The following is a 14,677-nucleotide window of genomic DNA, read 5'->3' on the forward strand; positions in this document are numbered from 1 at the left end:
CAGTGACCGAGAAAGAGCGGCGCCTGCACAATCACGCCAAACACTTTGCCAAGCGGCTGGCCTACATGAGCGCGGACGACGTCAGCGGGCGGCACGAAGCCGCAATGGCGGCCTTCGACCAGGAGTGGTTACAGCTTCTGCAGGCCCATAACGCCGTTCTTGCGCACAAGTTCGACGATGGGCTTCTGGCCTACGAATTCTTCCTCCTGGGGACCGAACTGCGCCGGCGGCGGCGCCCGGCCAACGAGCAGGACCACGGAGCTGGCGCCGCCCTGCAATACGCCAAGAGACAGGGTGTCATCCCGCACACACACGTTCTCCTGATCCTCGCGGACATCGCTCAGAGCAGCGCACGGCCTTCAAGAGCGGAGGCACACATTCGAGCGGCGGTACGGCTCCTTCAACGCTCCCGTGACAAGCGGATCCAGTCTGAGGTTAACGCAGCGCTGGTTCTGTCCCGCTGCGTGTTGGGCGGCGTGCTGATCGATCTCGGTCAGACAGAGGAGGCCAGTCGTACTTGCCGCGAAGCATTGGCTGGGGCCGAGCGACTGGTCAGTATGCCGCTGCAGCAGCTGGCCCTTTCGAACCTCGGCGTGGCGTTAGTCAAACTGGGGGATCTTGAGGGAGCTCTGGAAACCTACCGGAGCGCGGCCGCAATCGCGCGTGCGCTCGAAGACCGGCTCAACCTTCAACGATGCCTGGCCAACCAAGTTGATGTGCTCCGCCTCCTGAAGCGGTACGACGAGGCACGGGGGGCGGCAACGGAGAGCGCTGCTCTGGCGAAGGAACTGGGAGATCTGTGGGAAGAGGGGCGCCTGCAGGCCAGGATGGCGGTCCTCGCTGCGGACAGCAACGATCCCGAAGTGGCCCTGGAACACCAGGAGGCGGCCTACCACAAGGCACGGCAAGTCGGCGACCTCATCGGCCAGGCAGACGCACTCGACATCCGGGCCACCATCGACGACACGCTGGACCCGACCGAGCACCCTGGCGAGAGCGCCCAACATGCAGCGGACATCCTTGAAACCATCGGGCGTTCAGAAGATGCTGACCGCATCCGGCATGACGCACGAGAGCGCACTGCTGCCAAAGAGAGCCAAGCACGTCTCTACGACACGGTGAGCCGGATCAGCGCCGCTCAGCGCACAGCTCGGCGCAGGAACGTGTCCGACGCCCTGGCCATGATGGACACCCTGGTGGCCGAACTGCGTGAATTGGGCGACACAGCACTGCTGAGCCTTGTGCTGGGTGAGGTCGCCGGCCTCCTGGAGTCCGCCGATCGCTTTGCAGAGGCAGCTCAGCTTTACGACGAGGCCCTCCGTATCGACCAGGTACCACCTGTGTACGGAATGCACCTGCTGGGTCGTGCCCGGGTAGCAGACGCCAGCGGAAACATTGCCGGCGCGCTTATCAGCTACCACGCGGCACTCGATCACTTCCGTCGGGACACAACTGCACGAAAAGAGATGGGAATCGCCTTGGCCTCGCTCGGCGGCATCGCACGACGCATGCGCTCCTACAACAGCGCACGCCTGTGTTTGACCGAGGCCATCGACGTCCTGCGAAGTACTCAAAGCGAGCTGCTGCAGACCGCCATCGCAGACCTTGAGGCTCTCGATGCTGAAGCAAGCGAAGTCGATCACTCCCACCCGCGACCAGACACGGTTCTACCCAATGCCAAGGTCATGGCCATACTCGCGATCATCGCGGACACAACCACCCAACATCCGCAGATGCAGGTCCGCGCGCAGCGGACAGACGGCTCCGTTGTGACCGGACCAGTGGCACAGCTGCTGATTGGAGCGGTGCCTCTCCTCGCGCTCCGCCAGGGAAACGAACAGCTGGTGCTTCCGCTGGAATGGTTGACGGAACTTGCCGTAGTCCTGCCCTCCGGTCGTGGAGATACTGCTCCGGTTCTGTGGGGGCAGTGAGCCTGTAGGGGCCCTCCGTTGCAGCGGCTGCACAAGACGTCGTCAGCGGACAGGTCCAGTCCGAGCGTGTCGGCAACCATGCGGAAGGACGGGCCGACCAGCGTTGTGCGGGGTCAGCCCTGTGGAGCGTTCCTCGGGCAGTCGGCAATACCGGCGTCTCAATCGTGGCGGCGACCGGCAGGCCAACGCGGCCCTGCACCGGATCGTGCAGACTCGCCTGCGCGTCGACCCGCGCACCCAGGACTACTACGAACGCCGCATCAAGGAGGTCAAGACCCGTCGCGAAATCGTCCGATGCGTCAAACGCTACGAGGCCCGGGAGGTTTTCCACCTGGTCGGGCGCACACAGGCACAACCCCCGTCATAGGGGCTGTGTGACTGACATGGACCCCCGTGGGTTGTATCGACGGTGGTCTTCGTTGTGGGGCCGAGATGACGTGAGCCTTAGCGCCAACGATCGACGAGCGGCAGGATCTGGCACGGTTCGACATCCGCCATCACCTGGCACGCGCTGACGTACGTTGCTCAGTCAGCCGTTTGCAGTCGATCACGCCTCATTCTTCCTACGGCACGAGAAGTGCTCGGGCAGTCCTTCTGGTCCTGGAAGGCTTGCGGGTTGGCCACAGCCGAAGCGGCAGAGCGGGATCACTTGACCCATCGCGTCGACCGGAACCCTGACGGCCTCGGATTCCCGGGGGCGGGACTCGAGGACGATCGAGCGGCTGCCACGTCTCTGCTTCGGTTCAGCCCGCGCTTCCGAAGATGGCCGGTCCTCGGTGCACCTGTTGCGACGGTCTCCCTGTCGTATGGATGGCTGGCGCTCCTTGTCGTCCAGGGCAGGTCCGTTCGCCTCGATGTACTGCTGCCACTGCTGTGCAGGGAGCCAACCGTGGTGCCCGCTCCGCTGGAACGGGATCCGCTCACCGGCCGCTGCTTCCACGATGAACCGGGTGAGGGTCAGACCGCCTTCCCCAGTGAAGGCGCTCGACTGATGGGCGGGCACGAGGACGCGATGCCAGCCCCCGCAGTAACCGGTATCGGTGGGGTTCTCCGGGTCGTAGGGCTTCTCAGGACACCGGGTCAGCGCGCCGTTTTGGCTGCACTGGCCTTCCTCCAGGACGAAGTTGCCGTCCTGGACCGCGATGGGGTTCTTCTGCACGCGGATGACGGAGGCCGGCAGGTTGGGTGTGCGGACGTAGGGGACGGTGCCGATGCCGGCGTGGTCAGGGTCGGCGAAATCCCAGACCGATTGAATCCCGGCGCGGCGCCGGAACCCCTCCCGCGCACGCATCCCGCGGGCCGTCTGGATGCTCAGCTGAGGCTCGTAGCCCAGGACGATGCCGTTGGCGCCATCGATGCGTACGTCGAGGCGTGCGTGTCCGTCGGCGGTCTGCGACTCGATATCGGCGTGGAAACCATGATCTTCGGAATCTTTCGCAACGCGTTCCTTGCGCGCGAGGTGCTCGTCGGACTCGTGGCTGATGGGCTTGTCTCCGGGCTTCCGGTAGTGGGAGGCGAGCCATACGCCGTCACGCTGGACGAGGTACATGGGGACACGTCGGCCGCGAATGTCCCGGCAGTCGGGGCAGATGAGTCCGCGCTTTTCGACGGGGACACGTCCCCGCATGCGCAGGAGCACGTTCAGGAGGTCCTCGCCTTGCGGGACACCGAGGTCGGGGCGGTCCAAGTCAAGGTTGCGGCCAGCGGTTCGTAGTAGACGGGGTTGCGGAAGAGGTCTTCGTCGCTGTCGACTTGAAGGTCGTCGTCCATCAGTGCTCCCCGCAGCCGTCACGAGTAGGACTTACAACGCTACGGGGAGGTTCTGACAATCGGGACGGAGCTGAGGAGAGGGCAATGTTGAGAGACGCAAGGGGAGTGGGTCAACAGGAGTTCAGGCTCGCAGGGTGTACGGGCAGCCGACGGAGTGGTCTGCCGAAGGGGTGTCAGCATGGACAGGCGGGCATGCCGGGGTGCGCGCGGGGCGCGTGGAAATGCGCTGCCGCACCCTCTGCGGCGCGTGGTGGTGTGGCGGGGTAGAAGCGTCGGGTCGTCGGGAAGCATGAGGCTGCTGTCGGCGACGGCTGAAAAGTGGTTCTGGATCACTTTCAGTGCCGAAGCAACGGAGGGTCACCACAAGCGCGATCATGAACGGCCTCGCGCCGCGAGAAGGACCCGTTTGCGGAGCAGATCGAAGTTGGCCCGGCCGAACATCTGCCGCTTCAGCATCTTGATCTTGTTGTTGTGGCCCTCGACGGCGCCGGAGCTGTAGCTAAGGCTGAGCCCGGCGACGACGGCGTCGAAGTCCTGGCCCAGGCCGTTGACGAAGCCGTGCAGGGCAGGCAGGCCGTCGGCCTGGACATGCTCGATCCACTGGTCGAGGTGCTGGCCTTGGCGGTTGTTCATCAACTCGGCGAAGGCGCGGACGTGTTCGGCGGCCTGGTTGAGTTCGGGGCAGCGGGCAAGGATCTCCTTGAGCTGCTGGGCCTGATCGTCATTGAGCCGGTCTGGGCGGCGGGTGATCCAGCCGGTGACGTCCCGCACGGACGGCGCTTTGCGGGGCGGATCGTCGTGCGGGAAGGCTTTCCGGAGCCGCTGCACGTACTTCTTCACCACGCTCTCGCCGCCGGGGTAGCCGCGCTCGCGGAGTTCCTCGAACAGACGGCGAGCGACGGTGCAGCCCTCCGCCCACCGCTGATGCAGATAGGGCTTGTAGGGATCGAGGACACTGGGGCGCCCGGTCCACCGCCCGACGAGGAGTTCGTCCGCATTGGTCGCGTGTGCGAGCCGGCGGACGGTGTTGCGGGCCAGCTCGAGCTGACGGGCGATCGCCCGCAGCCCGAGTCCCTCGTCCAGCAAGGCGTGAACGGCCGAGTGGTGCTCGCGCACCCGATCCGACAGGCGGCCGGACTGTCGCGGCTCGGATGGAGACTCCGCCGCAAGTCCGGCGGTCGCCGGCGGGAGGGCCGTGCGGACCGGGGCGATGTCCTCCGGTTTGCGGAGCAAGGCCCGATGCTGGACGACAGTCTTCTCGACCGCCTCGGCGAGGTTTTTCCAGATGTGCCAGCGGTCTGCGACATGGATCGCGTCCGGGGCGCCGAGCCGTCCGGCCTCTGCATAGGCGACGGAACGGTCCCGGCAGATCACTTCGACACCGGGATGGTCGGCCAGCCACCGGGCGACCGTCGCCGTGGTCCGGTCGGGAAGCAGATCGACCGGACGACGCGTGTCGATGTCGACCAGGACGGTGCCGTAGTTGTGGCCCTTGCGCAGCGCGAACTCATCCACCCCGAGCAGCCTGGGGACATGCGTTGCGGGATCCGGCAGACGGCGTATCAGCCGCAGGAGCGTCGACCGGCTGGCCTGGACCGCGAGCGTATGCGCCAGACGGGCGCCAGCACGGCCGGCCAGCATCACCGCCAGCCGCTCAAGCACCGCTTGTAGACCGGCACTTCGCCTACCGTGCCGGAACGTCAGCCCGTCGACCTGCTCGGCGAACGTCGCCTGCGGACAGGCGCCCTGGCAGCAACGGAACCGACGGACCTGTAACTCGATCACCACAGGGCGCCCGCCGACCGCACTGTCGGCGAGGCGGCGTACGTACCGGCTGTGCACCCGGGCCGACACCGTTCCACATGCAGGACAGCCGGCGCGCTCCGCTGACGCGCGTGCCCGCACGACCACCAACTCACCGTCAGGTTCGACGTCTTCGATCAGAACACCTTCGACCTGGTGGAACCACAGGTCCTGGAGAAGCGCATCCACGGCCGTTCATGATCGCGCTTGTGGTGACCCTCCGTTGCTTCGGCACTGAAAGTGATCCAGAACCACGATTCGCGCGTCGCCGACAGAGCATGTCGCGGTTTTCGGCTACATCTCCCCGGCACGCAGCGAGCGGGCACATCGGGTGCACGGCATAACTCTGATCGGCCCGGTCGTCGCCGACAACAACAGCCAGCGCCAGTTCGAGCTTCGACAAGGCAGCCTCCACCATCGACTGGGGCAACGAGCAGGTGGCCTGCCCACGCGGGGCCACGAGTGTGTCCGGGACCGAGCTGAGGATCGACGCACACGCTGCACGTCCTCCGCGACCCGGCTCCGCTCAGTAACGATGCGGCCCCCGGCCGCGCCGTGAGATCCAGACGCGAAACCGGCTCGTCCAGCAGACCAAGGAATGGCAGCGCAGTTGCGCGATCCGCGCTGGCATCGAGGCCGCCATCTCGCAGAACTTCCGGAGCCACGGGCTGCGACTTTCCCGCAGCCTCGCCCTGGCCCGCACCCACGTCCAGCAGGTCCTCACCGCGATGGCCTGCTACGTCGCCCGCGTCGCCGACTGGATCGACACCGTACCCCAAACACGGTGCCGGGCGCCGTACCTCCGCGCTCTGTGCTCAGCCACGCCATGACCTACCCAACATCACCAGCGGAGTCATGCCGTTGAGTTAGGCGTTGGTTCTGGGCGCTTGAGCCGGGATGACCTGCAGTGTTCGGCACCAAACCAGGCCGCACCGGATAAGCGCCAAGACAAGGGGTGGTGGCAGCGGGGAGCCGTTCGGCTCATCCTCTGCTGTGTGCATCTCTGCGCCCCCTCTGTCCCCTGCACCCCCTGTGTCCCCGCGATTAGATGATCGTGTCGTCGGTAGGAATGACGGTGCTCAGCGGAGGGCCACCGGCGGCGGAGGGAAGGTCTTCGGCAGTGTGCGTGAGACTGCGGGAGCGGTTGCGTTACTGGTTCGACGGGACGATGGACCGGGGGACGCAAGCCTTGATCGGCTGGCTGGGCCTGGCCTCCGTCGTGTGGATCGTCCTGGTGACGTCTCTGGTGGTTGCGTTCACCGACGAGGACACCGAGAAGAACGGCGGCTGGCTGGGCGTTGCCTGGATGAGCCTGCTGCGTGCGCTCGATCCCGCCACGATGGGCGGGGATACGGGAGGTCCGCTGTTCCTCGGCCTCATGCTGGCCGCGACCGTCGGCGGGATCTTCATCGTGAGCGCCCTCATCAGTGTGCTGACCGCCGGCCTGGAGGCTCGTATCCACGAACTGCGACCGGGCAAGTCCCGGCTGATCGAGTGCGGGCACACCGTCGTGATCGGCTGGTCGGAACAAGTCTTCACGGTGATCGCGGAGTTGGTCGAAGCCAACCAGAGTGAGCGGCGTTCATGTGTCGTGATCCTCACCGAGCGCGACAAGGCCGAGATGGAGGACGAGATCCGCAGAAGGATCCCGGACACCGGACACACGCGGGTGATCTGCCGCTGCGGCAGCCCACTTCAGCGGGCGGATCTGGAACTGGTGAGCCTGGACGCAGCCAAGTCCATCATGGTGCTGCCGCCCGTCGCGGACGGAGGGGACACCGATGTCATCAAGACTCTGCTGCTCCTGAACAACCGGTCGTGGACGGGCCCGCGCCCGAACATCCTTGCGGCCGTGCGCAGGTCACCCAATCTGGCGGCGGCCCGCCTCGCGGCCGGCGAGGACGCCCTGGTGATCGACGTCGACGACATCGCCGTGCGCCTCATCGTGCAGTCGCACCGGCAGATGGGCCTGTCCACCGTCTTCAACGAAATGCTCAGCTTCGTCGGCAACGAGTTGTATCCCTACCCCGTAACCGGGCTGGCAGGCGCCACATACGGGGAGGCGCTCAACAGATTCGACCTCGGCATCCCGGTCGGCCTGCGAAAGAAGGACGGTGAGTCCCTGGTCAACCCGCCGATGAACACGGTCATCGCCCGCGATGACGAGGTGCTCGTCCTGGCCGAGGACCACCTGCTCATCCGGCCGGCAGCCGCCCGGCCCACGATTGTCGGCTCGGCGATCACCTCCGCCCCTGGCCAGCCTCCGACACCCGACCACACGCTCATGATCGGCTGGAACTCCCGCTCGGCAAAGATCATCACGTTGCTGGACTCCCTGGTCGAGCCCGGATCGCTGATCGACATCGCGGCCACTCAATGCCCCGAGAACGACCTCCAGGAGCACTTGGAGAACCTCACAGTGGGCTACAAACCCTGCGAACCCACCCTCCGGCCATCGCTGGAGTCCCTGGCACTGGACGGCTACCGCAACATCATCGTCCTGACCGATGACGACATCGACCCCGAATCTGCCGATGCTCACACCTTGGTGACGCTGCTTCACCTCCGCGACATCGCCATCCGGTACGGCAGCCCGTACTCGATCGTCACCGAGATGAACAACGACGCCAACCGCGAGATCGCCCAGGTCACCAAGGCGGACGACTTCATTGTCAGCACCAAGATAATCAGCCTCCTGCTGACCCAACTCGTCGAGGACCGCCACCTCCACGCCGTGTTCACCGATCTCTTTGATCCGGTGGGATCGGAGATCTACCTCAAGCCGGCCACCAATTACCTCCTCCCGGAAACGCCGGCGAACTTCGCAACAGTCATCGAGGCGGCCCGGCAACAGGGAGAGACAGCCATCGGCTACCGGATCGCGCGGCACAGCGATGAACCTCCGACCTACGGCATCTTCCTCAATCCCGCCAAGACCGCGCCGCTGTCCCTGAGCGAGGACGATGCCATCGTGGTACTCGCGGAGAACGGCCGCCCGGCCGTCAACGTGCCCGCGGCCCGAGCCGGACACGGCACGGGCGGCGCGGAGGCAGTACCGCCGTTCAGCTCCGGCCGCGGGCCGTCCGTACTGGATCCTTCTTGAACGCACAGGGCATCTCAGGGGGGAAGCCCCCATAGGACCGTCAGCATGGGCAGGATCAAAGCGCGCACCATTGTGGCGCAGGCTACCGATGAGTCGAAATGGGCCTCGAACCAGGCCGTTCACCTGGGCGTTCGCCGGACGCTGGGGCGGCCTACGTCTAATCATGCGCTCTGACCAAGGTGCACCGTTCAAGACGCAGGCGATGGTGCTGTCCCCGGTTGGCGATCACCCGGGAGACGATGACGGACATCCTGTCCGGCGACTGGACGGTCGCGGAGCCCAGGCCCGGGCCGGAGCCGGAGGCCGGCGGACCGGTGGAGGCGTCGGGGCCGGGAGCGGGGGAATCGGGTCCTTCGGGCAGGAGTCGCCGGTTGGGGTTGCGGCTGTTGCCGCCTCGGACGCCCGAGCTGGCCGTGGGGGGGTGGCTGTCACGTTCGTACCGGAACATCCTCGAGGCGCTCGCGGACGCGGTGCATCCGATGCGGGCGCAGCACATCTGTGCCGCGCTGGGCCTGTCGACGGACATGAGCAAGGTGGACGGCTGCCGGTCGAAGCTGAAGCGGCTACTCGCGCAGGTTCTGATACCAGTCGGCCTTCGGCCCGAACCCTGAGGCGACGGTCCAGCTCGCTTCGGCCGGTCGTAGGACACCACTTCGAGCACCACCTGCGGTCGAGGCCGCTCACGCGGCCGATGTGGTGCAGCAGGAGCAGCCGTTTCCCGAACAGCGGTCATGCCGCGGAACATCCACGCTGCTTTCCGAGGGCTTGTGCGTGTGCTTCGTCGAGGAGTTCGCGCAGCACAGAGGAGGTCGGGGCCACGGCTGTGGCGAGCAGTGCCGGCCCACCGGCCAGCGGAGTGAGGACGGCGCACCCGTCTTTGGAACCCTCCTGGAGCAGGACAGGGTCGTGCCGGGCGTCCATCCCTGGACCCACGAGCAGAAGTTGGCCGACGGCCCGGTGCCCGTTCAGGACGGCCGGGCCGTCCCAGCCTGGTTCTGGGGCCCCGTACGCCGTGTGCTGGTCGAGCAGCGTGCGCCCGCCACGGTGGACCAGGATCCGGGTGACGAGGTGGCCGGGTTCCTCGTCGGCCCGGCCCAGGAGTTGCTCTTCTCGCAGTACGAGCCGTGCGGTGGCGGCGAGTTCGACGGTGTAGCTCTGGCGCAGGTTACTGCCGGCGGCGCTGATCAGGGGCTGTGGCAGCCAGCGCAGGCTGGCGTGCTCCGCGACGGTGAGCCGCACGTCGTAGGTGGCCGCGTCGGTGGTGGGGCCGCGTAGGGCGAGTGCGGCGGCGGCTGTGGTGACTTCCAGCTCGGCCCGGTCCTCGGCGGTGATGTCCAGGGTGAGCCGGTCGCCACCGAGCGGGGCGCTCATCGCGCCGATGATCCCCACCCTGGCGGCGTTGCCGTGGGTGCGCATGCGCCGCAGGTGGAAGGGGCCGTCGCTGCGCAGTTGCGGGAGGGTGGTGACGCGTCCGTTGTGCGCGGCGCGGATGCGGGCGGTGGCTCGCACGCCGTCCGAGTGTCCGGCGGGCTCCTGGTCAGCGGCTGGGGGAATGTCGGGGTCGGACGTGGTTCGGGTGGCGGCGAGTGGGGAGGAGGGGCTCATACGGTTGCCTCGGCGCGCCACTGGGTGAGGTGGCCGGTGACCCAGTCGGCGACTTTGCGGATGCCGTCGTCGGAGGTGAGGTTGGTGAAGATGACGGGGAGGTCGCCGCGCTGTCGTTTGGCGTCGATGGCCATGGTGTCCAGGTCGGCGCCGACGTGCGGGGCGAGGTCGGTCTTGTTGACGATGAGGAGGTCGGCGGTGGTGATGCCGGGGCCGCCCTTGCGGGGGATGTCGTCGCCGCTGGCGACGTCGATGACGAAGATCTGCACGTCGACGAGGCCCTTGGAGAAGGTGGCGGTCAGGTTGTCACCACCGGACTCGACGAGCACGAGGTCGAGGGGGTGGAGGGTTGCTTCCAGGTGTTCGACGGCTTCCAGGTTCGCGGAGATGTCGTCGCGGATCGCGGTGTGCGGGCAGGCGCCGGTCTCGACGGCGGTGATGCGCTCGGGCGGCAGGACGGCTTCGCGCAGCAGGTACTCGGCGTCCTCGCGGGTGTAGATGTCGTTGGTGACAGCGGCGATGCACCAGCGGTCGCGCAGCGTGCGGCAGAGCGCGGCGACGGTCGCGGTCTTGCCGGAGCCGACGGGGCCGCCCAGGCCGAGGCGCAGGGCGCGGCGGCTGCCGTCGGGCCGGGTCGCCGCAGCGCTGGACGCGTGCTGGTGAGGCAGAGAGTGGTCGAGGTGCATGGCAACTCCGTTGGAGAATCGGGATGTTCAGAGGACGGGTCAGGAGGAGAAGAGCCGGACTGACCAGGCGGCGTGCTGCTCCCCGGTGATGTCCAGCAGGGGTGAGGAGGCCGACGGCAGGGCATCGAGGCCCTCGGTCATGGCGCGGGTCGCGGCGTCGGCCGCGGTTTGTGCGACGTCGTCGGTCTCGGGGCCGAGACGGGCCAGCAGCCCGGAGGCGTCGAGCGGGTCAAGGCTCAGCAGGCGCACCGCCGCGGTGGCCGGGCCGCTGATGTTCTCGTACGCGGCGGCATAGGCGGCGTCCAGCGGGGTGAGCCCGGCGGCGCGGGCGGCGAGGCCCAGGACGATGGGCTGGTGGGCGCCCTGGGGGCGCGCGGCGGCCAGGTGTTCGAGTTCGGTGGACGGAAAGGTGGCGCGGGCCGCGCGCATCATCTGCCGGCCGAGCCTGCGGGCGACGGCACGTAGTGCGGGGGCGGGGGTGCGCGCGTCGGCAGCGTCGTCGAGCAACAGCGGGTCGTATCCGCCGGCGGCTGCTGCGGCCAGCCCGGCCGTCGTCAGACCGTTGGTGTGCAGGCGCCCGCGGCAGAACGCCTCCAGGCTGTGGGTGTCGTGTACGGCTTTGTGGGCGACGGCGGCCTCGACGCCGCCGGAGTGGGCGTGCCCGCCGGCGGGGAAGCGGCCGTCGGCCAGCAGGAGCAGGGCTGCGCGGCTCATGGGTGAGCGGCTGCCTTTCGCAGGGTCGGAAGTTGCGCCGAGCGCGGGCGGGCATGGGATAACCGCCCGGGGGCCCGGCCGCGTGCTGTTGCTCCAGCGGTCGGGCAGTGGCGGTTCAGAAGAGGAAGTACCGCTGTGCCAGGGGTACTTCGTTGACATAAGAGCGTGGAACGGTCGCACCATTGAGTTCGGTGCGGGCGTCGGCCGTTGTCGCACCGCCGATGGTGACCTCGAAGCTGTTGTGGTCGACTTCGAGGCTTTCAGGCACCGTGTCGTTCAGCTTCATGTCGGCCTTTGTGACGTGTCGGGTGCTTGTGATGTCCACGAAGTCCTTGTCGAGACCGAGACCCGGATTGCTGCTGGTGCCGTCTCCGTTCAGTTTGCCGGCCACGCCTGGAGCCACGAAGTTGACCGAGTTGCGTCCCGGGGAGCGGCCGGTGGAGCCCCAGACCGGGCGCGGCAGGTAGGGCTGCGGCGTTGTGATCGACGCGTTGGCGTCGCCGACCTGGGCGTAGGCGAGCTGGCCGCCCTTGAGGAGCATGTGCGGTTTGACGCCGAAGAACTTCGGCTCCCACAGCACCAGGTCGGCGAGCTTCCCGGTCTGCACGGAGCCGACGTGGCCATCGATGCCGTGTGTGATCGCCGGGTTGACCGTGTACTTGGCGACGTATCGGCGCGCGCGGAAGTTGTCGTTCGGCTGCAGCTGCTGGTCGTTGAAGGAGTGGTTTGTGTCGTTGGTGATCGTGCGGACGTTCGCGGCTTCGAGGTCCTCCTTCAGTGCCCCGTAGCGGCACTTCATGACGTGCGCGGTCTGCCAGGTGCGCATGATCATCTCGCCGATGCGGCCCATTGCCTGGGCGTCGGAGGACATCATGGAGATGGCGCCCATGTCGTGAAGGAGGTCCTCCGCGGCCATGGTGGACGGCCGGATCCGGGAGTCGGCGAAGGCCATGTCTGCCGGAATCTCCGGGTTGAGGTGGTGGCACACGATCATCATGTCGACGTGCTCCTTGACGGTGTTGACCGTCAGGGGACGCGTCGGGTTGGTCGAGGCCGGGAGGACGTTCGGTTCCTTGACCAGCTCGATCATGTCCGGCGCGTGACCGCCGCCGGCACCCTCGACATGGAAGATGTGGAGGGAGCGTGCCTTCTTCTTCGTGAACTTCCCCCCTGCGTCCCTGCCGTCGCCTGTGAAGGCTGCCCGTGTGCTCTCCAGGAACCCCGACTCGTTCAGTGAGTCGGCGTGCAGGGCAAGCTGGACACCACGCTCTTCACAGATGTCCAGAGCCCGGTCGATCACCGCGGGCGTGGCGCCCCAGTCCTCGTGAATCTTGAAGCCACAGACACCGGCGTCCACCTGCGCGTTGAGCTCGTGCTTGTTCATCGTGCTGCCCTTGCCGAGCAGGCCGATGTTGACCGGGAACTCATCCAGCGCCTCGAAGACCCGGGTGATGTGCCACGCGCCCGGGGTCACGGTGGTCGCCGTGCTGCCCTCGGCGGGGCCGGTGCCGCCGCCGATGAGAGTGGTCACGCCCGAGGCCAGGGCCTCGTGGATCTCTTCGGGGCAGATGAAGTGAACGTGGGTGTCCACACCGCCCGCGGTGAGGATCCGGCCGTTGCCGGAGATGACCTCGGTGCTCGGCCCGATCACGAAGTTTGTTGGCGTCACCGGCGGGGCTTCCTTCGTGGGCCCACGATCCGGCATCTCGAAGCTCGAGATCTTGTCCATCGTCTCGGGGTTGTACGCCTTGCCGATGGCATGAACTTTGCCGTCCCTGATGCCGACGTCGGCCTTGACCACACCCCACCAGTCGAGGATCAGCGCCCCCGTGATGACGGTGTCCACAGGGAGGCGAAGCTCGTCGCCGCCCCCGTCCCTCGGGATGTGGGACATGCCCATCGACTCCCGGATCACCTTCCCGCCACCGAAGATCATTTCGTTGCCGCTGTGCTGCGGTCCGCCGCTCCAGTCGGCTTCGATCTCGATGGTGAGATCGGTGTCGGCGAGGCGGACGCGGTCCTTGGTGGTGGGCCCGTACAGAGCGGTGTAGTCCGCCCGCTTCAGCATGTTGCTCGGCCGCTGCGAGCCCGTCTGCCCCGGCTGGCTGCTCATCGGACGATCCCCTCGCGCAGTCCCTGGATCTTGCTGGTGTCGGTCTTGGCGTCGCCCTCGATCTGAACCAGCTCAACGCAGCACACATCTCCTGGTTCGAACCGTACGGATGTGCCCGCGGCGATGTTGAGCCGTCGCCCCTTCGCCTCGGCGCAGTCCATGAGCTGGTCATCGCTCACGGACGTGCCGACGGGGTTCTCGATCACTTTGAGGCCGGGGTTGACCTCGGCGAAGTGGTAGTGGGAGCCGACCTGGATGGGGCGGTCGGAGGCGTTCCTGACCTTGATCGTCTTTTTGTCGCCCTGCAGGTGCTTGTTGAACGCGATCGCCTCGTGCCAGGACGCGGCGTCCTCGCCCGCATCGCAACAGGCGGATGAGCCGGCGTCGTCGCAGTCGACCGGGCACTGCGGCCTGCCCGCCGGCTGAGGGTGTTCGACCTTGCCCGGGTAGACCTCGGGTTCCTCCGTGGCCTCCGGGATGGGGTCGTGGATCGTGACCAGCTTGGTGCCGTCCGGGAAGGTCGCCTCCACCTGGACGTTCTTGATCATCTCTGGGACGCCGTCCATCACGTCGTCACGGGTGAGCACCCGTCGGCCCGAGTCCATGATGTCGCTGACCGTCTTACCGTCGCGCGCCCCCTCGAAGACGTGAACGGTCAGCAGAGCCATCGTCTCGGGATAGTTGAGAAGCAGCCCCCGGTCATGGCGCCTTCGTGCCACGTCGGCCGCGACGTGGATCAGCAAGCGCTCCTGCTCATGCGGAGTCAAATGCACGATGACTCGTCTCTGTTGGTCGGATGGTGCGTGCGGCCGGGCATGCCAACGGCGCAGACACCGTTCCCCCCGGAAGGCGACGGCCGCTCTACGAGCATCAGCGGGGAAGAACGGCGAGACGACCGAACGGCGGTTGATCTACACCATCTGGTGAATCCGCGGAGTACTCCGTTTTCACC

Annotated in this window: 13 protein-coding genes and 2 pseudogenes; 5 read left to right on the top strand and 10 right to left on the bottom strand. The window is 67.0% G+C overall.

Features of this window, described 5'->3' with window-relative positions:
* The first annotated feature begins 2 nt into the window (after positions 1-2).
* Together OG254_RS45010 and OG254_RS45015 are read left to right on the top strand one after the other, a co-directional pair.
* A complete protein-coding gene (locus OG254_RS45010; RefSeq protein WP_405593538.1) occupies positions 3-1,931 on the top strand; it encodes a tetratricopeptide repeat protein in 1,929 nt (642 codons plus the stop codon).
* Between the two features lie 121 nt (positions 1,932-2,052).
* Positions 2,053-2,298, top strand: coding sequence for a transposase (locus OG254_RS45015; protein WP_405593539.1), 246 nt, complete (start codon positions 2,053-2,055; stop codon positions 2,296-2,298).
* 180 nt (positions 2,299-2,478) lie between these two features.
* On the opposite strand, the gene OG254_RS45020 is transcribed toward OG254_RS45015, so the two are convergent.
* From OG254_RS45020 to OG254_RS45030, 3 genes are all read right to left on the bottom strand, one after another.
* Positions 2,479-3,480, bottom strand: a complete 1,002-nt coding sequence (locus OG254_RS45020; protein ID WP_405591457.1) for a hypothetical protein — start codon at positions 3,478-3,480, stop codon at positions 2,479-2,481.
* Between the two features lie 92 nt (positions 3,481-3,572).
* Positions 3,573-3,701, bottom strand: coding sequence for a hypothetical protein (locus tag OG254_RS45025; RefSeq protein ID WP_405593540.1), 129 nt, complete (start codon positions 3,699-3,701; stop codon positions 3,573-3,575).
* A 372-nt stretch (positions 3,702-4,073) separates the two neighbouring features.
* Complete coding sequence (locus OG254_RS45030; protein ID WP_405593541.1) at positions 4,074-5,693, bottom strand: ISL3 family transposase; 1,620 nt, start codon at positions 5,691-5,693, stop codon at positions 4,074-4,076.
* Between the two features lie 371 nt (positions 5,694-6,064).
* Between OG254_RS45030 and OG254_RS45035 the strand changes: the two genes are divergently transcribed.
* From OG254_RS45035 to OG254_RS45045, 3 genes are all read left to right on the top strand, one after another.
* Positions 6,065-6,334 carry a hypothetical protein gene (locus OG254_RS45035; RefSeq protein ID WP_405595582.1) on the top strand — a complete coding sequence of 90 codons (270 nt, stop codon included), beginning with the start codon at positions 6,065-6,067 and terminating at the stop codon, positions 6,332-6,334.
* Between the two features lie 290 nt (positions 6,335-6,624).
* Positions 6,625-8,607 (top strand): CASTOR/POLLUX-related putative ion channel, encoded by a 1,983-nt coding sequence (locus OG254_RS45040; RefSeq protein WP_405593542.1) that lies wholly within the window; start codon positions 6,625-6,627, stop codon positions 8,605-8,607.
* Between the two features lie 218 nt (positions 8,608-8,825).
* On the top strand, positions 8,826-9,218 hold the full coding sequence (locus OG254_RS45045; protein ID WP_405593543.1) for a hypothetical protein: 393 nt from the start codon (positions 8,826-8,828) through the stop codon (positions 9,216-9,218).
* Here OG254_RS45045 and OG254_RS45050 read toward each other — a convergent pair.
* The 7 genes and pseudogenes from OG254_RS45050 to OG254_RS45080 form a co-directional block, all read right to left on the bottom strand.
* A pseudogene (locus tag OG254_RS45050) lies at positions 9,177-9,333 on the bottom strand (nitroreductase family deazaflavin-dependent oxidoreductase); the annotation flags it as partial. The gene OG254_RS45045 and the pseudogene OG254_RS45050 sit on opposite strands and share 42 nt — an antisense overlap.
* 3 nt (positions 9,334-9,336) lie before the next feature.
* On the bottom strand, positions 9,337-10,212 hold the full coding sequence (locus tag OG254_RS45055) for an urease accessory protein UreD (RefSeq protein ID WP_405593544.1): 876 nt from the start codon (positions 10,210-10,212) through the stop codon (positions 9,337-9,339).
* The gene (gene ureG / locus OG254_RS45060) at positions 10,209-10,898 is read right to left on the bottom strand and encodes an urease accessory protein UreG (protein ID WP_405593545.1); all 690 of its coding nucleotides are present in this window, start codon (positions 10,896-10,898) and stop codon (positions 10,209-10,211) included. Before ureG ends, OG254_RS45055 begins: the two co-directional genes overlap by 4 nt.
* A 39-nt stretch (positions 10,899-10,937) precedes the next feature.
* On the bottom strand, positions 10,938-11,612 hold the full coding sequence (locus OG254_RS45065) for an urease accessory protein UreF (RefSeq protein WP_405593546.1): 675 nt from the start codon (positions 11,610-11,612) through the stop codon (positions 10,938-10,940).
* A 115-nt stretch (positions 11,613-11,727) separates the two neighbouring features.
* On the bottom strand, positions 11,728-13,725 hold the full coding sequence (gene ureC, locus OG254_RS45070; RefSeq protein WP_405593547.1) for an urease subunit alpha: 1,998 nt from the start codon (positions 13,723-13,725) through the stop codon (positions 11,728-11,730).
* Complete coding sequence (locus tag OG254_RS45075) at positions 13,722-14,225, bottom strand: urease subunit beta (RefSeq protein WP_405595588.1); 504 nt, start codon at positions 14,223-14,225, stop codon at positions 13,722-13,724. Before OG254_RS45075 ends, ureC begins: the two co-directional genes overlap by 4 nt.
* A pseudogene (locus OG254_RS45080) lies at positions 14,202-14,498 on the bottom strand (urease subunit gamma); the annotation flags it as partial. The pseudogene OG254_RS45080 and the gene OG254_RS45075, both read right to left, overlap by 24 nt.
* Positions 14,499-14,677 lie beyond the last annotated feature (179 nt).

Origin of the sequence: Streptomyces sp. NBC_01092 (assembly GCF_045039535.1) — a bacterium.
Lineage (GTDB): Bacteria > Actinomycetota > Actinomycetes > Streptomycetales > Streptomycetaceae > Streptomyces.